The sequence below is a fragment of the Devosia sp. Root413D1 genome (assembly GCF_001425235.1).
In the GTDB taxonomy this organism is placed as follows: Bacteria; Pseudomonadota; Alphaproteobacteria; order Rhizobiales; family Devosiaceae; genus Devosia_A.
Map to the genome: position 1 here is coordinate 531,814 of NZ_LMEA01000010.1, position 21,974 is coordinate 553,787.

At 64.7% G+C, this 21,974-nt stretch carries 17 protein-coding genes; 9 read left to right on the plus strand and 8 right to left on the minus strand.

Annotated elements, in window-relative coordinates; all coding sequences use genetic code 11:
* Positions 1 to 46 precede the first annotated feature (46 nt).
* Positions 47 to 1,075 carry a LacI family DNA-binding transcriptional regulator gene (locus ASC89_RS17195; protein WP_156384659.1) on the plus strand — a complete coding sequence of 343 codons (1,029 nt, stop codon included), beginning with the start codon at positions 47 to 49 and terminating at the stop codon, positions 1,073 to 1,075.
* On the opposite strand, the gene ASC89_RS17200 is transcribed toward ASC89_RS17195, so the two are convergent.
* Positions 1,038 to 2,054 carry a hypothetical protein gene (locus ASC89_RS17200; RefSeq protein ID WP_055999930.1) on the minus strand — a complete coding sequence of 339 codons (1,017 nt, stop codon included), beginning with the start codon at positions 2,052 to 2,054 and terminating at the stop codon, positions 1,038 to 1,040. The genes ASC89_RS17195 and ASC89_RS17200 overlap by 38 nt on opposite strands.
* An 81-nt stretch (positions 2,055 to 2,135) precedes the next feature.
* Positions 2,136 to 3,131, minus strand: coding sequence for an arabinan endo-1,5-alpha-L-arabinosidase (locus ASC89_RS17205; RefSeq protein ID WP_055999935.1), 996 nt, complete (start codon positions 3,129 to 3,131; stop codon positions 2,136 to 2,138).
* A 201-nt stretch (positions 3,132 to 3,332) separates the two neighbouring features.
* Between ASC89_RS17205 and ASC89_RS17210 the strand changes: the two genes are divergently transcribed.
* The gene (locus tag ASC89_RS17210; protein WP_055999938.1) at positions 3,333 to 4,547 is read left to right on the plus strand and encodes a lytic murein transglycosylase; all 1,215 of its coding nucleotides are present in this window, start codon (positions 3,333 to 3,335) and stop codon (positions 4,545 to 4,547) included.
* Between the two features lie 168 nt (positions 4,548 to 4,715).
* On the opposite strand, the gene ASC89_RS17215 is transcribed toward ASC89_RS17210, so the two are convergent.
* From ASC89_RS17215 to ASC89_RS17240, 6 genes are all read right to left on the minus strand, one after another.
* Positions 4,716 to 5,849: a glycoside hydrolase family 172 protein gene (locus tag ASC89_RS17215; RefSeq protein ID WP_055999941.1), complete on the minus strand. Its 1,134-nt coding sequence runs from the start codon at positions 5,847 to 5,849 to the stop codon at positions 4,716 to 4,718.
* Positions 5,850 to 5,851: 2 nt separating this feature from the next.
* Complete coding sequence (locus ASC89_RS17220) at positions 5,852 to 7,021, minus strand: glycoside hydrolase family 172 protein (protein WP_055999944.1); 1,170 nt, start codon at positions 7,019 to 7,021, stop codon at positions 5,852 to 5,854.
* Between the two features lie 58 nt (positions 7,022 to 7,079).
* Positions 7,080 to 7,916, minus strand: coding sequence for a carbohydrate ABC transporter permease (locus ASC89_RS17225; RefSeq protein WP_055999947.1), 837 nt, complete (start codon positions 7,914 to 7,916; stop codon positions 7,080 to 7,082).
* On the minus strand, positions 7,909 to 8,847 hold the full coding sequence (locus tag ASC89_RS17230; RefSeq protein ID WP_055876965.1) for a carbohydrate ABC transporter permease: 939 nt from the start codon (positions 8,845 to 8,847) through the stop codon (positions 7,909 to 7,911). The genes ASC89_RS17225 and ASC89_RS17230 overlap by 8 nt, the downstream gene beginning before the upstream one ends.
* A gap of 173 nt (positions 8,848 to 9,020) precedes the next feature.
* Positions 9,021 to 10,361 (minus strand): sugar ABC transporter substrate-binding protein, encoded by a 1,341-nt coding sequence (locus ASC89_RS17235; protein WP_055999949.1) that lies wholly within the window; start codon positions 10,359 to 10,361, stop codon positions 9,021 to 9,023.
* 86 nt (positions 10,362 to 10,447) lie between these two features.
* Positions 10,448 to 11,452, minus strand: a complete 1,005-nt coding sequence (locus ASC89_RS17240) for a LacI family DNA-binding transcriptional regulator (RefSeq protein ID WP_055999952.1) — start codon at positions 11,450 to 11,452, stop codon at positions 10,448 to 10,450.
* A 289-nt stretch (positions 11,453 to 11,741) separates the two neighbouring features.
* On the opposite strand from ASC89_RS17240, the gene ASC89_RS17245 reads away from it, so the two are divergent.
* From ASC89_RS17245 to ASC89_RS17275, 7 genes are all read left to right on the plus strand, one after another.
* Positions 11,742 to 12,995, plus strand: coding sequence for a sugar ABC transporter substrate-binding protein (locus tag ASC89_RS17245; RefSeq protein WP_055999955.1), 1,254 nt, complete (start codon positions 11,742 to 11,744; stop codon positions 12,993 to 12,995).
* Between the two features lie 89 nt (positions 12,996 to 13,084).
* The gene (locus ASC89_RS17250) at positions 13,085 to 13,981 is read left to right on the plus strand and encodes a carbohydrate ABC transporter permease (RefSeq protein ID WP_244488485.1); all 897 of its coding nucleotides are present in this window, start codon (positions 13,085 to 13,087) and stop codon (positions 13,979 to 13,981) included.
* Between the two features lie 3 nt (positions 13,982 to 13,984).
* Complete coding sequence (locus ASC89_RS17255; protein ID WP_244488486.1) at positions 13,985 to 14,839, plus strand: carbohydrate ABC transporter permease; 855 nt, start codon at positions 13,985 to 13,987, stop codon at positions 14,837 to 14,839.
* A 15-nt stretch (positions 14,840 to 14,854) separates the two neighbouring features.
* Positions 14,855 to 17,410, plus strand: a complete 2,556-nt coding sequence (locus ASC89_RS17260) for a GH116 family glycosyl-hydrolase (RefSeq protein ID WP_244488487.1) — start codon at positions 14,855 to 14,857, stop codon at positions 17,408 to 17,410.
* 2 nt (positions 17,411 to 17,412) lie between these two features.
* Complete coding sequence (locus tag ASC89_RS17265) at positions 17,413 to 18,531, plus strand: ABC transporter ATP-binding protein (RefSeq protein ID WP_055999967.1); 1,119 nt, start codon at positions 17,413 to 17,415, stop codon at positions 18,529 to 18,531.
* Between the two features lie 215 nt (positions 18,532 to 18,746).
* Positions 18,747 to 19,793: a DUF4185 domain-containing protein gene (locus tag ASC89_RS17270; protein WP_055999970.1), complete on the plus strand. Its 1,047-nt coding sequence runs from the start codon at positions 18,747 to 18,749 to the stop codon at positions 19,791 to 19,793.
* Between the two features lie 88 nt (positions 19,794 to 19,881).
* On the plus strand, positions 19,882 to 21,909 hold the full coding sequence (locus tag ASC89_RS17275) for a bifunctional diguanylate cyclase/phosphodiesterase (RefSeq protein ID WP_055999977.1): 2,028 nt from the start codon (positions 19,882 to 19,884) through the stop codon (positions 21,907 to 21,909).
* Positions 21,910 to 21,974: the final 65 nt, after the last annotated feature.

Consider the following 21,974-nt stretch of genomic DNA (forward strand, 5'->3'; position numbering starts at 1 on the left):
TTCGCAAAGACGTTAAGCGAACGCTTTAGACGTGTTGGGGGAAGTGGTGGCAAAGCGGCCGACCATGATCGAGATCGGTGAGCGTGCGGGGGTCTCGCAGGCCACGGTGTCGCTCGTCTTGAACCGGGTGCCGAATGCGCGTGTGGCTGAAGCGACGCGGGCCAGGGTGATCGAGGCGGCTGAGGCGCTGGGCTATCGCAAGGGGCCACAGCACCACGTGCCCGAGAACAAGACCCTGGTGATCGGCCTGCTCATCGACGAAGTCACCACCACGCCGTTCGCCACGCCGTTCATCGAGGGAGCGCGCGAGGAGGCGGCACTGCAGGATGTGGTGGTCGCGACCTTCTCGACCCGCTCCGATCCCAAGCTCGAGAGCCTGGCGCTCGACATGCTGCTCAGCAACCAGATCATCGGCGTGCTCTATGCCAGCCTCGTCACCCGGCCGGTCGAAGTGCCGGAGCGGCTGCGCGACGTGCCGACCGTGCTGCTCAACTGCTACGACAAGCAGCGCTACTACCCCTCGGTGGTGCCGGCCGACGTCACCGGCGGCTATGCCGCGACAGAGGCGCTGTTGAAGGCTGGGCACCGCCGCATCGCGCATCTCGCTGGCGAAAGCTGGATCCAGGCGGCCGACGACCGCGAGCGCGGCTATCGCCAGGCGCTCGCCTCATGGGACGTGCCGGTCGACGAGAACCTGATCATGCGCGGCGGCTGGACCATCCATGGCGGGCGCGACCTGACGGCGCGGCTGCTCGATATGCCCAACCCGCCCACCGGCATCTTCGCCTTCAACGACCGCATGGCGGTCGGCGCCTACGGGGCGTTGCAGGCGCGCGGGCTGCGGGTGCCGGACGATATGTCGGTGGTCGGCTTCGATGACGAAGACACCAGCATGTACATGAATCCGCCGCTCTCGACGGTGGTGCTGCCGCACGAGGAGATGGCGCGCTGGGCGGTCGGCACGCTGCTCGACGAACAACTCCCCGCCGCCTCGCCGCGGCGGATCAAGATCGAGTGTCCGCTGATCAGCCGCGGCTCTATCGGGCCGGTGCCGGTGCGGGCTGCGGCCGAGTAGCTTTCCGCAGCCGCTGCCAAGAGTACCAGCCCGCCGACAGCAGCACCAGCACGCCAACCGTCACCAGCGCCGCGGTCAGCGAGCTGCGCACGGGCTTCCCCATGAAATAGCGGGTGGCGAAGAAGCCGATATTGGAGAGCACCAGGAAGCTCAGCACGTGCCGCCCGGGCGTCAGCAGCACATTGGGTATGCTGACCCGCGCCGCGATGAAGCGGCAGAGCCAGAGATAGGCGATCAGGATCGCGGCCGGGCCGACGATCCACAGGATGGTCGGGGGGAAGCGGTTGGGAAACTGTCCGGTCTGGATCGTCACCCAGTAAAGGTAGCCGGTGATCGCCAGCGCTGGCACGAAGTGCCAGGCGCGCACCGGATGGCTGCCGTACCAGATGCCGAGGAGGAACCAGGGCAGGTAGGGGAGGAGCGGGAAATTGGCGAAGCCGGTATGGCTGACCAGGGTCGGCAGCAGCGGGACGATGGCGCCGGTGGTGTAGAAGGTCGTAGCGAGGCAGGCGAGCGTCGCGACGACCAGCAGCCACGGGTTGCGGCCGATGGCGAGCAACGCCGGGCGCGCCACCAGCGTCAGCAGCGACAGCATGAAGAAGGTGGCAAGGAACTCGCTCCAGCCGAACAGCCGCTGCATGGTGACGACGTCGAAGATCAGCTGCGGATCGAGCTTCTTGCGATCGACCAGCAAAGCGAAGGCGAAGGACGAGGCATAGACGGCCAGCAACAGCAGCAGCGAGGGCCGCAGCTGCCGCCAGAGGCTGCGCTTTCGCCCCTCCGGCTTGGGCAGGCCGAGACCGATGCCGAAGGCGAACAGGAAGCCCGGGAAGCTGACGAGGTTGGCATACTCGGCGAAGATCGCCGCCTCGGGCCTGGCCCGGAAGGTGATGAGCTGGACGACATGGGCGCCGACCATGCCGATGACCAAGAGGGTCTTGAGCAGGTCGAGGTCAGTGGCGCGGTTGGGGGTTTTCACGATCGATTCGGTTCCTTGGCAGGCATCAGCCGGTGGGCTTCAGGAGGGGCGCCCGATAGCCTGCCGGCGTTAGCGGTCCTATTACTCCGGCAATGCATCGAGCTCGGGCCAGCCATCAGCGGTCCATCGGAGGGGCGAGAACTGGAGTTTCGACACGCCGAGGTCGTCACCGTCGTAATAGTGGTAGGCGAGCATCTCGCCCTTTGAGGTGACGATGGCTTCCTGCCCGCCGGGACCGATGAAGCGGCCGGTCTTGCCCAGAAGCAGGGTGCCGCCGCCCGCGAGCATCGGCTTGCCGTCGCGATCGAGATAGGGACCGGTCACTGCGTCGGCGCGGCCGACGCGCATGTTGTAGGTGCTGTCGAGCTGCTTGCAGCACTGGTCGAACGACACGAACAGGTAGAACCGCCCCTCGTGCTCGAGAATGCTGGCCGCTTCGATGCCGGCGCCCTGGCGTGAGGCGAGGTCATGGGTCGGGGTATCCGGCGTGAGCAGCTTGCCAGAGGCCGGATCGAGCTCCCGCATTTTGATGCCGTCCCAGAACGAGCCGTAGGCAAGGAAGGCGCGGCCGTCGCTGAGGTCGATGCGCCAGGGGTCGATGGCGTTCCAGTTGTCCTTGCCGTTGGATTTGAGCACCAGGCCCTGATCCTCCCAGCCCTCGCCGGGTTTCTCGGGGTCGAGCGCGGCATTGGTCATCAGCCCGATGGCGCTGGTGTTGATGCCGAACGAGGACACCGAATAGTAGAGGTTCCAGGTCTCGCCGTGCCTGCTGACCGATGGCGCCCAGATGTTGAGCGACTGGTAGCCGAGTTCCTTCCGCTCCCATTTGGGGACGCCCTTGCCGATCGATCCGGCGTCGGTCCAGGCAATGCCATCCGGCGAGGTCTTGGCGCGAATGGCGCCGCGATAGAGCCCGCCCTCCTGTCCGGTCTGGAAGGCGACGAATTTGCCGTCGACCTCGATCACCGTGGGGTCATGGATCCTGATGTCGCCGGTCAGCGTCGGCTGCACATCGGCGGCCAGCGCCGGCGACACGAGGCCGCAGAGCAGCGTGGCCACCGCAAGGGATCGAAACATGGCACTCCTCCGACGCGATGAAAGGGGCGAAGGCATCCCAGAGATTGGCGGCGGGTGTCAACCGATCACGCGATCGGGAACACGTGGGTAACGCGATCTTAATTTCGTTCAGGAGAATAGACGAGAAACCGTCGGCCAATTGTGCCGGCAGATCGGCCCAGCGTTCTATCCGGGCCGCCCCTCTTGTGCAGAGGCGCCTTCATGTACCGCGTAAACAAGCCCATCGAATTCTCTGTTTCCCGTCGTAGTTTCGGTATCGGCGCTGCTGCGCTGATCGCTTCGTCGGCGTTCACGCCGGCCTTTGCCAGCGTCGGTGGCTTCGTCGACCAGACCTGGCAGCGGGCCAAGGCGCGCGGCGTGTCGAAGCGGGTGTTCGACATCGCGATGGGCGATTTCAAGCCGATCGGCTCGGTGCTCGAGCTCAGCAAGAAGCAGCCGGAATTCGTCTCCACCGCCGCCGACTATGTGGTGAAGCGGGTCAGCGACGCGCGCATCAGTACCGGTCACGAGATGCGCGGCGAATGGGCCAAGACGCTGAAGGCAGTGAGCGAGCGCTACGGCGTGCAGGGCGAGATCATCCTCGCCATCTGGGGCATCGAGACCAATTTCGGCGGGTTCCTGGGCGGCACCAACACGGTGCACGCGCTGGCGACGCTGGCCTATGGCGGCTATCGCACCGATTTCTTCGGCTCCGAGCTCATCACTTCGCTCGAGATCCTCGAGGGCGGGCATGTGCGCGCCAAGGACATGGTCGGCTCGTGGGCCGGCGCCATGGGCCTGCCGCAGTTCATGCCGTCGAGCTTCATGAAATACGCCGTCGACTTCAAGGGCGATGGCCACAAGGACATCTGGGGCTCGGTGCCCGATGCACAGGCCTCGATCGCCAACTACCTTAAGTCGTTCGGCTGGCGAGCAGGGGAAACCTGGGGTTACGAGGTAAAGCTCGCGCGCGACTTCAACTACCAGAACGTCTGGCAAGGCCTCACCGCGACCCTGGGCGACTGGCGCGGCGTCGGCGTTGTCCGCGCCAACGGCAAGCCGTTCCCGCGCGACAGCGATACCGCCCGGCTCTACATGCCGATGGGCGGCAACGGCCCGGTGTTCGCCGTGCTGCCGAATTTCGGGGTGATCAAGCGCTACAACAACTCCGACAGCTATGCGCTGGCCGTCGGCCACCTCGCGGACCGGATCCTCGGCGGCAAGGGTTTTTCGGTGGCCTGGCCGAAGGACACTGCGCTCAACGCCGATGGCCGGAAGCAGGTGCAGGCGAAGCTCTTGAAGAAGGGCTACGAGATCGGCAAGCCCGATGGCGAGATCGGGCCGAAGACGCGAGCCGCGGTGATCGACTGGCAGACACGCGCCGGGCTGCTGCCGGATGGGCATGTGTCGGGGAATCTGCTGAACGCGCTGAGCTGAGGCGGTTTTCGACTAGATGGCCGGTGCGGGCTGACCCCCACCCCTGTCCCCTCCCCGCAAGGGGGAGGGAGACCAAAACACTGATATCGAAGTTATCGTCTCCCTCCCCCTGTTTCAGGGGAGGGGCAGGGGTGGGGGTCAGCCCGCGCCGGCCTTTCAGTAAACCCCTCAAATCACCTCAAGATAATCCCGCCCCGGCAGCGCTTCGAACGGCGCCGTCGGCAGGGTCTGGTACCAGAACGCCACCGAGGCGATGTCGTCCTGCAGCGGCAGGTAGCGGCGGGTGTTGCGGTTCTCGGTGCGCCAGCCGAGCGCCTGGATGGTGACCTTCAGGTCGCTTTCGAAGCGGATGGGGTCGCTCAGGTGCCAGCGATACATGCCGAAGCGGGTCTGGCTGCGATAGGTGCCGTCGGGACGCAGCACCTGCGGCAGGCCGGCATAGGGGGTGGAGAACTCGCGATAGCGGCTGTCCATGGTGGCATCGACCACGCCGCCGTCGAAATTATAGGCGCCGCAGAAATAGTCCTCGGTGCCGGTGCCGCAGATGGTGGGGAACGCCTTGTCCCCATCCATGAAGAACTTGATCTCGCCTTCACCCCACCAGCCGGAATTGTTCACCCCCCAGGCCATGTAGGTGCCGACATAGTGGCCGCGCCCCTTGATGCCATCGAGGATGGTGTAATCGGTGCCGTAGGGCAGGGGGTTGGTGCGACGGAACTTGGCGTGGAAATAGGCCGCGTCTTCCGGCACCTCGGTCAGGGTGTAGTTGATCTGGTAGTAGATGATGCCGAAATCGTCGGGGTCGGTATTCTCGATCTCGATGCGCGCGGCCTTGCGGAACGGCATCTCCCAGTAGCAGTTGAAGGCGCGGCCGGGGTTGACGCAGACGGCGAGCGAGTTGATCTGGGCGAACTGGCCCCAGCCCATGCAGAAGAAATCGCCGAGCGGCGCCTCGACCGAGGGGTTCTCCTGATCGTCCCACCACATGCGGATGATGAGGCTCCGCCAGCGCAGGTTCGCCGTGGTCAGCCAGATCTGCTGGATGGCGCCCATGCCCTCGATATCGGCAAGGACGCGGGTTTCGCCCGGTTCGATCCGGATCGAGGGCGATACCTTCCAGCCCTGGCCATTGCCTTCGGGGCCGAGCCCCTTGGCGTGCACGGCGCCGGTGCCTTCGGTGGCCATGCCGCCCTTACCCTTCTCGCCGGTGAAATTCTCGGGCGAGATCGAGCGGGTCCTGGCCGGCGACAGCCGGTAGAGGTTCGAGAGGTTGACGCCAAGTCCGTTGAACGGCGTAGTCATTTTCATTGTCCCTGGAATGGATAGCGGAAATGCGGGATGCGCTCGGCAACCGGCGGTAGCGGATCGAACGGCTTGTGCGGCTCGGCCTGATACCAGAACGCCACCGACGAGATGTCGTCCGACCGGCCATTGGCGTGGCCGTGCTCGATGCTGACCTTGATGCGCTCCTTGAAGATCAAGGGGTCCTCGATGTGCCAGCGATAGAGCGTCACCGGCTCGGTCCAGTTCGGGCCGCCGGCGGCGATGATGCCGTGATAGGGCGCCGAGTACTCCTCGGTGGGGCACCAGGCGGTGTTGAAATAATCCTCGGTGCCGGTGCCATGCAGGGTCGGCGGCCACTGGTCGTTGGCGCCGGGGGCGCTTTCGGGACGCGGCTCGATCAGCGCGGCTTTCGGGCCGATGCGCGGATCGGGCTTGCGCACCGTGTCGGGCACCGAGAGGCCGGGGGCGCCGTCGATCCAGATCATGTCGTCGCCTTCGCCGTACCAATCCCAGGACCGCGACAGGCGCTGCGACTGCACCGAGAACAGCACGCCGACATAGTGGCCGTGGCCTTCGGCATCGAGGATCACGTAGTTGCGCTTGCCGTCGACATTCTCGCCGCCGAACAGATGCTGCTCGTTGGTCTTATTGGCCTCGCTGACTCCCGCCGGCCGATCCTGCCGATACTGGGCGTGGAAGCGCCCCATGCCGTCCTCGAGCCGATCATGCAGCTCGAGGTCGACATAGTAGTAGAACAGCAGGTCGACCTCGGACTCGTTGGTGATGGTCAACCGCATCGAGCTGCCGAACGGCATCGGGAAGTAGCTGTTGAAAGCCTTGCCGTCTTGCGGGCTCGCCTGCACCGGCAGCGAGGCGAAGTTCCGGGTTTTGGCATGGCCCATGCCGAAGAAATCGCCGATCGGGCTCTCGACGCTCGGTTCGGTCTCGCCGTCCCAATAGGCGCGCAGCACGATCTTTCTGAGGTAATGGTCGGCCGACGAGGCTAGGGTGGCCCAGATATGGGTGATGATGCCGGCGCCCTGGTGCTCGGCGATCACGACGGTCTTCCCCGGTTCGATATGCAGCCGGTCGTCGTTGCCGCCGGTGCGGTCATAGCTCGAAAAGCGCCGGCTCTGCGCCTCGCGCAGTTTTGCTAGTCCCCGTAGCGGCGAGAGGCCCGCATTGGTCATAGAAATCTCCTTGGGGGCTCGGGTCTATTTCAGGCCGCTGGTTTTTTGCATGGTCGGCCTACTTCAGGCCGCTGGTCTTGATGGAGTCCATGATCTGCTTCTGGAAGATCACGAACAGCACCAGCATCGGCACCGCGACGATGGTCGAGGCGGCCATGGTGTAGTTCCAGCTGGCGGCGTACTGGCTCTTGAAGTTGGCGATGGCCACCTGCACGACCCACAGGTTCTGGTCAGAGGCGACGGTGAGCGGCCAGAGGAACGAGTTCCAGTTGGCGAGGAAGAACAGGATCGCCAGCGCCGCGATGATCGGCCGGCTCAACGGCAGGATCACGCTGGTGTAGATGCGCCAGTAGCCGGCGCCGTCGATCACCGCGGCTTCTTCCAGCTCCTTGGGCAGCGACAGGTAGTATTGGCGGAGCAGGAAAATGCCGAAGGCGTTGAAGATCGCCGGGACGATCAGCCCGGCATAGGAGTTCAGCATGCCCATCGAGCGCACCAGGATGAACAGTGGCACGATGATCACCGGCAGCGACACGAGGAAAGTCGAGAACATGGCGAGGAACACTGCCTCGCGACCCGGGAACTTCAGCCGCGCCAAGGCGTAACCGGCCATGGTGTGGAAGAACAAAGCCACCACCGTCACCACGGCGGAGATGATGAAGGTGTTGATCAGGTAGCGCCAGAACGGCACCTCGGTCAGCACGTAGATGAAGTTGTCGAGCACGGGTTTCGATGGAATCAGGTTCGACTTGAACACCTCGGTCGGGCCCTTGAAGGCGATCGACAGCATGTAGAGCAGCGGGAAGATCGCCATCACGGCGAGCACTATTGTCACCAGCATCCAGACCAGTCGGACGACATTGGCCTGCGAACGGGAAAGGGTTGCGCTACTCATAATCGAACCGTCCGCCGCGGGTGAGGAAGAAGAAGAACACCGTGACCACCATCAGCAGCACCACGAGGAGCGTCGCCAGCGCCGCGGCATAGCCGAAGGCGGAGTACTGGAAAGCCTGCTGGTAGATGTAGCTGATCAGCAGCGCCGTCGAATTGGCCGGTCCGCCCTTGGTCATCACGTAGATCAGGTCGAAGGCCTGCGCGCCGGTGATGGCGGCGACGGCCGAGACCAGCAGTACGAAGAAGCTGGTGGGGCGCAGCAAGGGCAGGGTGATGAACCAGAAGCTCTGCGTGGCGCTCGCGCCATCGATGCGCGCCGCCTCGTAATACTCCTTGGGGATGTCCTGCAGGCCGCCCAAAAAGATCAGCATGTAAAAGCCCATCAGGAACCACACCGCGGCGAGCGTCACGGTGAACAGCGCCAGGTTCGGGTCGCCGAGGAAAGAGATGCCGCCGAGCCCGATCGAGGCGGCGAAGCGGGTGAGGACGCCGAGCTTGTCGACCACCATCAGCTGCCAGACCAAAGCCACGACGACGAGGCTGACCATCTGCGGCGCAAAGAACATCGAGCGCATCACGGTGTTGAACTTGCTGGTGCGCTGCACCAGCAGCGCCAGGCCCAGCCCGCTGACATAGAGCAGGGGCACCAGCATCAGGGTGAACTGCCCGGTGACGCGCAGCGACGACCAGAACAGCGGGTCACCCCACATCTTCAAGTAGTTGGCGAGCCCGACGAACTTGAAGCCGCCGAAGCCGTCGACCTCGAACACCGAGATGCCGAGCGCCAGGAGCATCGGCAGACCGATGAACAGCATCAGGCCGATGGCGTCGGGCGCGACGAACAGCACGCCGGCAATGGCCTCGCGCTGCCTCGTGGTGAGCCGGATGGCAGCGGGCTTGTCGCCCGCCGCCGTAGTTGTGATCTCAGTCACTGGTCACTCCGAACACAGGATCATGTGGCCGTCGCCTCCCTCCCCCCGCGGCGCTACCGCGTCCGCTAGGAGGGGAGGGATTGAGGGAGGCGGTGGTTCAGTGATCACCGATGGACCCCCACCCCCCACCCCTCCCCTCAAGGGGGAGGGGAGCGAAGCCGTCGTGGCTTCCCTTACAGGATCGGTGCGCCGCTATACGACGCGAGGAAGGCGTCGAGCTGCTGGCTGGCGGCGGTGGCCGTTGCCTGCGGGTCGGCGCCGCCGAGCTGGGTCTGCTGGATGGCGTCGGAGATGATCTTGTAGACCTCGGGCGGCACCCGCGGCTCGGCCCGGGTTCCCGGATGGATCTGGGTGCCGAAGATCCCCATATTGCCCTTGTTGAAGGCATCGCCACCGGCAGCCAGCGCCGAGTTGCGCGGCGGCATGTCGGATTTCGCCACAGTGCACCAATCGACCACGCGCTGCACCGAATCCGGCGCCATCGAAGCCAAAGCCCAGGCGATGAACTTCGCCGCGGCTTCCGGGTTCTTGCCCTTGGAATTGGCGACGAAGGCCCAGCCGCCACCGACGGTGACGTACTTGCCGCCAGTCGGCACCGGCAGCTTGAAGATGCCGTAGGGGACGTCGGGGGCGTTGTTGTCCATCGCCGAGATGCCCCAGATGCCGACATTCTGCATGGCGCAGTAGCCGGAGCCGAGGTTGGCGACGATATCGCCGCCGCCACCGCCGAGCATCTGACGCGGTGCGGCGCCGGAATTGACCGCATCCTGCCAGAGCTTCAGCGCCTGAACGGTTGCCGGCGAGTCGAAGGCGGACTTGCCTTCAGCCGACTGGAATTCGCCGCCGCCCTGCCACATGAAGGGGTACCAGGTGAAGTTCTGGTAGTAGCCCGGGTTGGTCTCGAACAGCACGCCATAGCGCTCGGCCGTGGTCAGCTTCTTGCCCACTTCGAGCAACTGGTCCCAGGTGGTGGGCACATCGTTCTCGTTGAGCCCGGCCTCCTCGAAGGCCTTGACCGAGTAGTAGAAGGCCATCGGCTCGACTTCCATCGGCACGCCGAAGATCTTGCCGTCGACCATGCGGTTGGCGATGACGCTTTCGGGGAAATCGGCGCGGGCCGCTTCCTCGATCGCCGGGGTCAGGTCCTGCAGCACGCCGCCATTGTAGTAGCGCAGGAAATCGCCGGGCGAGATGATGAAGATATCCGGGCCCTGGCCCGACGCGAACGAGGTCGCGAGCTTGGTGCCGCCGATATATTCGGAGCCCACCACATATTCGAGCGCGACCTGCTCGGATTGGGTGGCGTTCCAATCGGCCACCATCTTCACGAACCAGTCGACCTGCGGCTTCACATCGCCGCCGGGGGCATAGAACTGCCAGAAGCTGAGCGTGTTGTCCTGAGCGAACGCCTTGCCGGCGAACGGCAGGGCAAGGCCGGCAGCGCCCAGTGCGGCGCCGCCCTTGAGGATGGACCGGCGGGACCATCCCGACGGCATGTTGGACGTAAGAGTCATCTCACTCCTCCCTGGAGCTTTGGTGTTGTCGTCCGGGACGCGGCCACCTCCCCCGAAACGGCCGCGCTTGGTTATTCTTCGTCCGGCTAGGCCGACTCGAAGATGCGCAGCGCACAGGGGATGACCTCGGTGCGCGGCGGGCCGTCGAACTTGCCGTTGAGGCGGTCGAGCAGCATTTCAACGGCGCGCCGAGCCAGCGCACCTGGATTCTCGCCGGCTCGGGTGAGGTTGGGCCTCACATACTCGAGCTGCGGCAAGTCGCCGAAAATGGCGACGGCAATATCGTCGGGGACGCGGACGCCCTGATCGTGGAACTCGGCCAGCGCACCCATCGCCATCAGGTAGTTGCCGATGAACACGGCGCTCGGCTTGTCCTCGCCGCTCAGTTGCGCGATCCACTGCGCCGCCTCGCGACCGGAGGGCGGCAGGTAGGTGCCGGTGTAGCGCTGGGCCTTCTTGACCTTGACCTTGTGGTCCCTGAGGGCCTGTTCGAAACCATCGGCGCGGGCCATGGCGGACTCGAAATTCTCAGGCCCGGTGATCTGCACCACAGTCTTGTGCCCGCGTTCGGCGAAGTGCTTGCCGACCATGTAACCGCCGCCGTAATCGTCGACTTTGACGCTGTCGACGGCGTGGCTGGCGAGCTGGCCGATGAACACCGTCGGGGTGTCGAGCTTCAAGAGCTCCTCGTTGATGCCGTGCAGGGCGAAATCGCCGACCAGCAGGCCATCGACGCGCTTCTTGTTGAGCTGGCGCAGGTAATCGCGGCCATGCGTCTGCCAGTTTCCGCCCGGCACGTCGGTATTGTAGATCAGCGCGTCGAGCCCGGCCTCCTCGAGCGCCGCCTGCGCCGCCTTCACCATCTCGGTGTAGAACGGGTTGCCGATATCGGGGATCAGCATGGCGATCAGGTTGGTGCGCCCCGTCCGCAAACTCTTGGCCTGCGGATTGGGCGAATAGCCGAGCTCATCGATCGCCGCCTGCACCTTTTCGCGCAGCGGCTTCGACACCCGATTGGCGTGGTTGATCACATGCGAGACCGTGGTCCGCGACACGCCTGCCCGTTCGGCAACCTTTGAGATCGTGCTCATGGCGGCAACGGCTAGCACCAAACGAAAGACGCATGCAAATGGATTTGTGAATGCATTTGCAAATCCATTCACAGCTGTTACGTTCGCTCTCGCCAGAAGACGGGGACAACCCCGCGATGGGAGAAATACCTGAACGATCACAATGGTTTAATCAGCGCACTCTGAAGTCGGACGCCAGTTTTCGGCGGTTTTCCGGGTGCGGATGGCTTTTCAACAGCGGACGCGGTGAAAAACCCGCGATCCAGCGCCGGCGAAGCTTTGTCGAAACGCCGGACAGAGGAGGGACGAGATGAAGAAATTACTGGCGGCTCTGCTGCTCACGGCCGGGCTGGTATCGCCTGCGCTGGCCCAGTCCGATGAAGCGGGCAAGCTGCGGCTGATGACCTTTGGCGGCGAAGCGCAGCTCAAATCGACGCAGGACGCGGTGACCCGCTTCAACGCCAAATACCCCAATGTCGAGGTCGAAATCGGCGTCGATGCAGTGGGTGGCGGCTGGGGCGATTTCGTGTCTCGCGTCTTGCAGCAATACAATGCCGGCGAGCAGTATGATGTCTACCACACGGCGGTGGAGACGCTGCAGAGCTTTGCGGCGCGCGACCTGTTCATTCCGCTCGACGACTATATCGCGACCGGCGACTTCTCCGACTTCGACGCCAAGCTGTTCGACCTGACCAAGTACAAGGGGAAGACCTACTTCATCCCCTCGACCTGGAACAACATCATGACGAACTACAACCGGGCGCTGTTCGCTGAGGCCGGTATCGAAGCGCCCAGCAAGACCTGGACGTGGGACGAGTTCGCCGCCATCGCCGAAAAGCTGACCAAGCGCGACGCCAACGGCAATGTCACCCAGTTCGGCTACGAGGTGCCGGCCTTCTTCTTCGGGCTGATGCCGTGGTTCCTCTCCAACGGCACCTCGCCGGTGACCGCGGATTGGTCGGCCTCCAACATGAAGGACCCCAAGGTCGCCGAGACGCTGCAGTTCCTCTACGACCTGATCCACGTCAAGAAGGTGTCGCCGGTGCCGGGGCAGGAGGGCGTCGAGAACCAGTTCTTCGCCGGCCAGATCGCCATGATCTCGCGGGGTCACTGGATCGTGCAGAACGCCATCTCGTCAAAGCTCGACATGGATATCGCTGTGCAGCCGGGCAAGGTGAGCAACGACACCGTCATCGGCTTCGGCGCCTATGGCATTTCGTCCAAGGCGCAGAACCCGGAACTGGCCAAGGCGCTGGTCACGGAACTCCTGAGCTACGAGACGCAGGTGGCTGAAGGCGATCTGGGCGGCGCCGTGCCGGGCCGCAAGTCGGCGGCCGAGACCGAGAATTTCCTGAAGTTCCCGCCGTCGGCGCCGCTCTACTACGAGACGCTGCCGACCACCCATGCGGTGCCGTCGCCCGCCAATTTCCAGGAAGTCGACCAGATTTTCATGCGGTATTTCAACGCCATCATGACCGACGAAATGACCATTCCTGATGCCGTCGCCAAGGCGGACCAGGAACTGACCCGCTCGTTCGAGCGCATCAAGCGCGTCACCCAGTAGTCCTCCCCCGGACTGCCCGCGCCGAACCCTCGGGTCCGGCGCGGGCACTTTCACCTGAGCGCTCCAGTTTTCTCCGGCCCGAGATGGTTATGGCGAAGCGACGACTATCCGATCTCCGCAAGGCGCAGATGCAGGCGGGCTACATCTTCGTGTTGCCCTCGATCCTGCTCTACGCGGCGTTCGTGCTGGCGCCGGTGGCCATCACCATCATCCTCAGCTTCACCTATTACGACATCAGCTTCGGGGCCGACTGGGTGGGGTTCGAGAATTATGTGCGCTTCCTCACCGAGCCGCGCTCGCTCGAGATCTTCTGGAACACGCTGCGCTTCGCTTTCCTCGCGGTGAGCTTCAACGTCGCGGTCGGGCTGATCCTGGCGCTGGCGCTGAACCGGGCGATGCCGAAATTCCTGCTCTACTTCTTCCGCCTCGCCTTCTTTTTGCCGGTGATCATCTCGGCGGCGTTCGTCGCGGTGGTGTGGAGCTATTTCTACAGCGTCGATTTCGGCGTCATAAACTACTATCTCGGCCAGATCGGCCTGCCGCAGGTGCCGTGGCTGTCATCGTCGAAATTCGCGATGACCTCGATCGTCATCATGGATGTGTGGAAGAACACCGGTTTCTTCATGATCATCCTGATCGCGGCGCTGCAGGGCGTGCCGAGGCCAATCATGGATGCCGCCTCGATGGATGGCGCCTCCGCCTGGCGCCGCTTCGGCCGCATCACGCTGCCGTTCATCTCGCCGGTGCTGTTCTTCTGCATCGTCTTCGCCTCGATCGGCGCGCTGCAGGTGTTCGAGTCGATCATGATCCTGACCGGCGGCGGCCCCGGGGATTCCACCCGCTCGCTGTCGATCTACCTGGTCGACGAGGCGTTCGGCAGCTTCGAGCTCGGCTACGCCGCGGCGGTCAGCGTCATCATGATGATCCTCGTCCTCATCATCACCATCATCCAGATCATCGGCTCGCGCCGCTGGGTGCGGGAGTAGGCCATGCAAACCAGATCCATGCAGACGCGCCAAGCCAAGAAGTGGGTCGATCGCGCCATCATCGCGGTGCTGCTGCTGATGGGCATCCTGATGCTGATGCCGTTCTTCTGGCTGTTCTCGATGTCGTTCCGGCCGGCGCCGGAAGCCTACAAGATGCCGCCGAGCTTCTTTCCGCCCAGCTTTGATCTGAGCAACTACCAGACGGTGCTCGAGTCCTCGGTGCCGTTCCTCAAGATCTACTGGAACAGCCTTTACGTTGCGGTGCTGGTGACCATCGGCCAGCTCATCACCTGCACGCTCGCCGCCTTCGCTTATGCGCGGCTGAGGTTCCCCGGTCGCGACAGCCTGTTCTTCGTCATGCTGATCGGGCTGATGTTCCCGGCGCAGGTGACGATCCTGCCGATCTATCTCGGCTACGCCAAGCTCGGGCTGCTCAACAACCCGCTCGGCCTCGTGCTGATGGGCCTGACCTCGAGCTTCGGGGTGTTCATGCTGCGCCAGTTCCTGCGCTCGCAACCCAAGGAGCTCGAGGAAGCGGCGCTGATGGATGGCGCCGGCTACTTCAAGATCTTCTGGCGTATCTCGCTGCCGCAGCTGATGCCGGCGCTCGGCGCCCTCGCCATCATCACCTTCACCGGCGCCTGGAACTCCTATTTCCAGCCGCGGGCCCTGATCGAGTCGCAGGCGGCGATGACCCTGCCGATCGCGATGGACCTGCTCCGCGGCTACATGAGCCAGGGAAACCTGTCGGTGGTCATGGCCGCGATGAGCATGGCCATCCTCCCCGTCGTCCTCCTCTTCCTCGTCGCCCAGAAGATGGTGATCGAGGGCGTCACGTTCTCAGGCATCCGGGCCTGACCCATGGATTTTCAGATGACCAAGACCGATCCGCGTTTCATCTACGAAGGCGACCGTACCCGCCACATCGCTTTCCCGCTCGGCGGCATCGGCGCCGGCGGGCTGGCGCTGTCGGGCAGCGGGCGGCTGGTCGACTGGTCGATCCGCAACCGGCCGGGGCTGCAGAGTTTCAACGGCTATAGCCACTTCGCCATCAAGGCCGAGGCAGGGGGCGAACTGCTCGATGCCCGGGTGCTCAACGGCCCCTATGAGGGACTGCCCACCGGCTCGCCGACGACGCGGAAATTCTTCGACGGTTTCGGTTGGGGCGCCAACCGCAACACGCTGGCGGGCGTGCCGCATTTCGAGGCGACGACCTTTACCGGCACTTTCCCGGTGGCTGAGGTGGCGTTCCATGATGCGAGCTTTCCGGGGCAGGTGAAGCTCACCGCCTGGAGCCCGTTCATCCCGACCAACGAGCGCGATTCCTCGCTGCCGGCGGCGATGTTCGAGATCGAGGTGACCAATACCGGCCCGGTGCCGGTCGACTACACCATCGGCGGGACGCTGGGGAACCATGGCTGCCAGAACGGCCGGCACAGCTATGCCGAGGCAGGCGGGGTGAAATCACTGCTGCTGACTGCCGCCGATGAGCTGCCGGACTGGCAGACGGGCGACGTCTCGATCGCCACCGACGCCGGGGATGTCGACCACCTCGACTACCATTTCCGCGGCCAGTGGTTCGACGATCTCAACCTGTTCTGGCGCGAGTTCGCGAGGGCAGGCCGGCTGCCCGAGCGGCACTACGACAAGCCGCGGCTCAACCGCAACATGTTCGACCAGCCCGAACACGGCACGCTCGCCGCCCGGATCAGCGTGGCGCCGGGCGAGACGAAGACCGTGCGCTTCGCCATCGCCTGGCACTTTCCGGTCGGCCAGGTCTATTGGCGGCCGGGGCAGGTGAATGGCGAGACCGGAACCTGGCGCAACTATTATGCCAGCCAGTGGGCGAACTCCGGCGCGGTGCTCGCCGAAGCGTTCGCGCGCTGGGACGAGCTACGCGCCCCGACCTTCGCCTTCCGCGATACGCTGTTCGGCACCAGCCTGCCGGTCGACATCATCGATGCGGTGCAGGGCACCATGAGCATCCTCCGCACCGCCACGGTAATGCGGCTCGAAAACGGTGAGCTCTGGGCCTGGGAGGGCCAGTTCACCAATGAGGGCAGTTGCGAAGGCTCGTGCACCCACGTCTGGAACTACCAGCAGACGCTACCCTACCTGTTTCCCGGGCTCGAGCGCACGCTGCGCGAGACCGACTACACCTATAACCAGCTGCCCAATGGCGGGCTGACCTTCCGGCAGATCATCCCGCTCGGCTCGGCCTTTTTCCCGCTCAACCCCTGCGCCGACGGCCAGTTCGGCTCGATCATCAAGACCTTTCGCGATTGGAAGATCTCCGGCGATACGGAGTGGCTGAAGCGCTACTGGCCCAAGGTGAAGGCGGCGCTCGAATATGCCTGGTCGGCCGACAATCCGGACCAGTGGGATCCGGAACGCACCGGGATCCTGTGGGGGCGACAGCACCATACGCTCGACATGGAACTGTTCGGCCCGAACTCGTGGCTCTCGACCATGTATGTCGCGGCGCTGAAGGCCGGCGCCGAGATGGGGCGCGCTGCAGGCGATGCGGCATTTGCTGCCGAGCTCGAGCGGATGGGGCAGGCGGGGGCCGACTATCTCAACGCCGAGCTGTTCAACGGCGACTACTTCATCCAGAAGACCGACCTGGGCGACAAGGCGCTGATCGAAAAGTTCGATCACGCCAGCGGCAAGGTCGGGGTGATCGCCGACGGTTTCATGGAGACCTACTGGTCGGACGAGTACGGCCAGATGAAGTACCAGTTCAACGACGGCTGCGCGACCGACCAGATCCTCGGGCAGTGGCATGCCGACCTTGCCGGGCTCGGCAGCTTCCTCGACCCCGACAAGGTAAAGACGGCGCTCGCCTCGGCCTATCGCCACAACTATCGCGCTGACCTCAAGGGCCACTTCAACCCCTGCCGGGTCTATGCCTATGAGGACGAAGGCGGCGTGCTGATCGCCACCTGGCCCGACGGCACCACCAAGCCGGCGGTGCCGGCGCCGTACTCCGAGGAGGTGTGGACGGGGCTCGAATATATGCTCGCTTCACACCTGATCTTCCGCGGATTGACCGACGAGGGGCTCGCGATCGTCCGCACGGCGCGGGCCCGGCATGACGGGTATCGGCGTAACCCATGGAACGAGATCGAGTGTGGCAGCTATTACGCCCGCTCGATGTCGAGCTTCGCGCTGGTCAATGCCTGGTCGGGCCTCAGCTACGATCTCACCAAGGGCGAGATCGGCTTTGCGCCCAAGGACCAGGGCGACGGCAGCTGGTTCTGGTCGGTAGGCGAGGGCTGGGGCGTCGTCAGCCGCAGCGGCAACCGCGTCCGCCTCGAGGTCCGCTATGGCAGCCTCGATCTCGGTGCGCTCTCCTTTGCCGGCACCAGTGCCCGCATCGACCGCAAGCTCGGCGCCGGCGACGCCGCAGACCTGACAATCGGAGGCTGAGCATGGCGCAACTTGAGCTGAGACAGGTTCGGAAAAGCTTCCAGACGCTCGAAGTCATTCACGGCATCGATTTGACCGTCGAGGATGGCAGCTTCACCGTGTTCGTCGGACCCTCCGGCTGCGGCAAATCCACTTTGCTGCGGATGATCTCGGGGCTCGAGGAGACCTCGGGTGGAGAGATCTGGCTCGACGGCGTGCGCTGCGACCACCTGCTGCCCTCGGCGCGCGGCATGGCCATGGTGTTCCAGTCCTATGCGCTCTACCCGCATATGAGCGTCGAGGAGAACCTGCGCTTCGGGCTCGAGAACCAGAAGCTGCCCAAGCCCGAGATCGCCACCCGCGTCGACAAGGCGGCGGAGATCCTGCAGATCAAGCACCTGCTGAAGCGCCGGCCCAACCAGCTATCGGGCGGGCAGAGCCAGCGCGTCGCCATCGGCCGGGCCATCGTCAAGGAACCGAAGGTGTTCCTGTTCGATGAACCGCTGTCGAACCTCGACGCGGAACTGCGGGTGAAGATGCGGTCGGAAATTTCGGCGCTGCACCATCGGCTCGGCACCACCATGATCTACGTCACGCACGACCAGGTCGAGGCCATGACCATGGCCGACCGCATCGTGGTGCTGCGCGAGGGGGTGATCGAGCAGGCCGGCGCGCCGATCGAGCTCTATGCCCGGCCGCGCAACCAGTTCGTCGCCGGCTTCCTCGGCGCGCCGCAGATGAACTTCTTTGCCGGCAACGTCACCGAGGCGGGCGAACGGCTCGGCGTGGCGCTCAGCGCAGGCGGTCCCACACTCAACCTCGCCCGCCGTGAGGGCGCGGCGAAGCTGGGCGACGCGGTGACCATCGGCATCCGCCCCGAACACCTGATCCTCGCCGCCAACGGCCCGCTGGCGGTGCAACTGGTCTCGACCGAAGTGCTCGGCGCGGAGACGGTGCTGCACGGCAAGACCGCCGGCGGCGAGAGCGTCACCGCCACCATGCGCGGCATCCTCGCAACCAGCCGTGGCGACACGCTGCGCTTCGAGATTGCCGACGCCTTCACCCATGTGTTCGACGCCAATGGGCTGACCCTGCAGCCGACCCGCGCCTGGACCGACGACTACATGAAGAAGATCGCCTGATGCTTACCTCGAAAGGCCCCCTCACCCGGCTTCGTGGCACCGCTGCCGACAGACTGGTGCGCACAGAGTATCCCCACCCCTGTCCCCTCCCCGCAAGGGGGACGACAAGAGGTCGCCCCGAGGGGAGGGAGACGCTCTCACCAGCGCCAGTGTTTTGGTCTCCTCCCCCCTTGCGGGGGAGGGACAGGGTGGGGGGTATTCTTCCCGCACTGAGCTTGGCACTACTGCTCGCAGCCACCCCAGCCCTAGCCGCCGATTACAGCGTCACCTCCGAAAAGGTGAAGGCCCTGACCGGGCCCAATGCGCCGGCGCCGATGAAGGGCCCGGATATCTGCGGCACCGATCTCGGCACCATGGCCGAGATCGACGGCAAGATCGTCCTCGCCTTTGGCGATACCTTCGGCTGGAACGAGAATGCCTGCATCCGCTTCGGGCCGAACTGGCGCTCCAATGTCGTCGCCTTCACCTCCGATCTCGATGCTTCGGATGGCATCGTCATCGATGACTGGGTGACAGATACGGACGGCAAGGCGGTGGAGATCGCCAAGGGGGCGCACCAGGATGCGTTCAAGGGGGAGCAGACCAAGATCCCGACCGCCATGGTGACGGTCGGCGACACGCTGTACCTCCACTACATGTCGGTGAATGGCTTCTCCTCGATGGGCGGCGTCTGGCTCTGCAACTGGTCGCGCTTCATCTCGTCCACCGATGGCGGCAAGACCTGGAGCCCGGGGCCGGACGAATTCGGCAGCTTCAAATCGAGCTTCAACATGCTGGCGCTTTCGGCCCAGCCGGGCGCCGGCAACGAGGACGGCAAGTATGTCTATGCCGTGGGCACCCCATGTGGCCGCTTTGCCGGCGCGCGGGTGGCGCGCGTCGCCGCCGACAAGCTGCTCGACACCAAGGCCTGGGAGTATTTCGACGGCAGCGGCTGGGTCAGCGACCGCGCCCAGGCGGCCGAAGTGATCAGGCCGGGCGCCGGCGAGGGCTCGCTGGTGTGGAACCCAGGGATAAGACTCTGGATGTACACGACGCTCAACGAGCTCTCGGAGGCGATCGAGCTGCGCTTCGCCGAGCGGCCGGAAGGGCCGTGGTCGGCGCCGGAGGTGCTGGCGCGCGGCTCCGACTATGCCCAGGCCTACGGCGCCTACATGACGCCGTCGTGGATTTCCGAGGATGGGCTCAGCTTCTGGTTCGTGATGAGCCAGTTCGGGCCGTACAACACCTACGTGATGAAGGCGACGCTAACGCCGGATCAGTAAAACTACCGGACTCTGCGCAGTCCTGTTGGGTCAAGTCGTTAACTCCGGGCCGCGTAGCCTTGGCCCACCATTGTACCCAGGCTGATCCATGCAGAAGCGTGGCGGGCCGTCGCCCACCGACAAGAAGTCGAGCCTCAGACTTGTTGCCGTTGCGTGGCCCTTCATTGCCATCATTGTCACGCAGGCCATCCTCGCCACCTTCAGTTTGCAGATGGTGACCTCGCTGCGCTCCTATGTGACCGGCGAGAGCATGTGGTCGAAGGGCCAGCATGACGCGATCTACTTTCTCAGCCGCTACATCGATACCACCCAATCGAGCTACCTCGAGCGTCACCGGCAGGCGCTCAGCGCGCCGCTGGGCGACCATGAAGCCCGTCTTGCGCTCGAGGCCAACCCGCCGGACCTGGCGGCGGCGGCGGACGGGTTCCGGCGCGGCGGCAACCACCCGGACGACATTCCCGGGCTGATTTGGCTGTTCCAGAACTTCTCCTGGTTCAGCTACATGAGCGCCGCCATCGAGGACTGGCGCAACGCCGAGACGACGCTGTTCCAGATGGAAGACCTGGCCGACGAGATGGCACGGGCAGCGTTGGTGCAGCCCTGGCAGCGCCGCGAATGGGCGGAGCGGCTTGATGCCATCAACGACCAGGTGACGCCGCTGACTCATGCGTTCTCCAACTCGCTGGGGCAGGGGACGCGCTTTGTTCAGGCAGGCCTGCTCATTGCCAACCTCGCCATCGCGGCATTGTTCGTGGCGTTGACGCTGTGGCGGCTCAACAGCTTCCTCAGGCATCGGCGCAACATCGAGCACGAACTCTCTTGGCGGGCCTCGCACGATGCGCTGACCAAGCTGCCCAACCGCGCCAGTTTCGAGCGAGCAGTCGAACAGGCGATTGCCGACAGCTCGGCCACGGCGCTGCTGTTCGTCGATCTCGATCAGTTCAAGGTGGTCAACGATTCCGGCGGGCACGCGGCTGGCGACGAGCTGCTGTGCATGCTGGCCGAACGCCTGCCGGCGATCCTCGGGCCTGGCGTCATGCTGGCGCGCCTCGGCGGCGATGAGTTCGGCGTGCTGCTCAACACCGGCTCGGTCGACGAGGCGCTGATCACCGCGCATCAACTGCGCACCACGCTGAGCCAGATGCCGTTCGTGTGGAACGACCAGCATTTCACCGTCAGCGCCAGCGTCGGCTTCGTGCGGCTCGACCGCAGCGTCGGCAGCCTCGCCACAGCGCTGCGGGCTGCCGATATTGCCTGCTACATGGCCAAGGAGAAGGGCCGCAACCGCGTGCATGTCTACTCCCCCGACGACGCCGAGCAGGCCGAGATGGCTGGCAATATCGGCTGGGTGCGACGGCTGCAGCGGGCGCTCGACGAAGACAGTTTCGTGCTCTACGCGCAGGAGATCGTGCCGCTGGCCCGCGACGGCACGGGCGAGCATTGCGAGATCCTGGTCCGCCTCGCCGATCGCGGCGAACTGATCGGTCCCGGCCGCTTCATTCCGGCCGCCGAGCGCTTCGGGCTGATGCCGCTGCTCGATCGCTGGGTGGTGCGTCACGCCCTGGAGATCATCGCCACGCGCATTGCGCTCGAGCCCAAGCCGCATCGGCGCACCTATGCGATCAATATCAGCGCCCCGGCCATCGGCGACGAAACCTTCCTGCCGTTCCTGAAGCAGCAGTTCCAAACGACCGGGGTGCCGCCCGAACTGATCTGCTTCGAGATCACCGAGACCAGCGCCGTCGCCAATCTCGACCGCGCCGCAGCCTTCATCACCGCCCTCCGGGGCATCGGGTGCAAGTTCGCGCTCGACGATTTCGGCGCCGGCATGTCGTCGTTCCACTACCTCAAGCGCCTGCCGGTGGATTTCCTGAAGATCGATGGCGGCTACGTCAAAGGCATGCTGCACGATCGCACCGACAGGGCGGTGGTCGAAACCATCAACCACCTGGGCCATGTCAGCGGCATCAAGACGGTGGCCGAGTTCGTCGAAACGGCGGAGGTGCTCGCCGCGCTCGAGGCGATCGGGGTCGATTACGCGCAGGGGTATTTCATGGGGATCCCCGGGCCGTTCGTGGCTGAGGTGGCGACGGGGATGGAGCGGTTGTCGGCTTGAGTGGAGGTTGGCAGTAATCCTCCCCCGCGTGGCGGGGGAGGGGGACCAGCGAAGCTGGTGGAGGG

Coding starts and splice junctions, on each gene's coding strand:
- ASC89_RS17205 (WP_055999935.1), bottom strand. CDS start 3,131: ATGTTTCGATCCCTTGCGGTGGCCACGCTGCTCTGCGGCCTCGTGTCG.
- ASC89_RS17210 (WP_055999938.1), top strand. CDS start 3,333: ATGTACCGCGTAAACAAGCCCATCGAATTCTCTGTTTCCCGTCGTAGT.
- ASC89_RS17215 (WP_055999941.1), bottom strand. CDS start 5,849: ATGACTACGCCGTTCAACGGACTTGGCGTCAACCTCTCGAACCTCTAC.
- ASC89_RS17220 (WP_055999944.1), bottom strand. CDS start 7,021: ATGACCAATGCGGGCCTCTCGCCGCTACGGGGACTAGCAAAACTGCGC.
- ASC89_RS17225 (WP_055999947.1), bottom strand. CDS start 7,916: ATGAGTAGCGCAACCCTTTCCCGTTCGCAGGCCAATGTCGTCCGACTG.
- ASC89_RS17235 (WP_055999949.1), bottom strand. CDS start 10,361: ATGACTCTTACGTCCAACATGCCGTCGGGATGGTCCCGCCGGTCCATC.
- ASC89_RS17240 (WP_055999952.1), bottom strand. CDS start 11,452: ATGAGCACGATCTCAAAGGTTGCCGAACGGGCAGGCGTGTCGCGGACC.
- ASC89_RS17245 (WP_055999955.1), top strand. CDS start 11,742: ATGAAGAAATTACTGGCGGCTCTGCTGCTCACGGCCGGGCTGGTATCG.
- ASC89_RS17250 (WP_244488485.1), top strand. CDS start 13,085: ATGGCGAAGCGACGACTATCCGATCTCCGCAAGGCGCAGATGCAGGCG.
- ASC89_RS17255 (WP_244488486.1), top strand. CDS start 13,985: ATGCAAACCAGATCCATGCAGACGCGCCAAGCCAAGAAGTGGGTCGAT.
- ASC89_RS17260 (WP_244488487.1), top strand. CDS start 14,855: ATGACCAAGACCGATCCGCGTTTCATCTACGAAGGCGACCGTACCCGC.
- ASC89_RS17265 (WP_055999967.1), top strand. CDS start 17,413: ATGGCGCAACTTGAGCTGAGACAGGTTCGGAAAAGCTTCCAGACGCTC.
- ASC89_RS17275 (WP_055999977.1), top strand. CDS start 19,882: ATGCAGAAGCGTGGCGGGCCGTCGCCCACCGACAAGAAGTCGAGCCTC.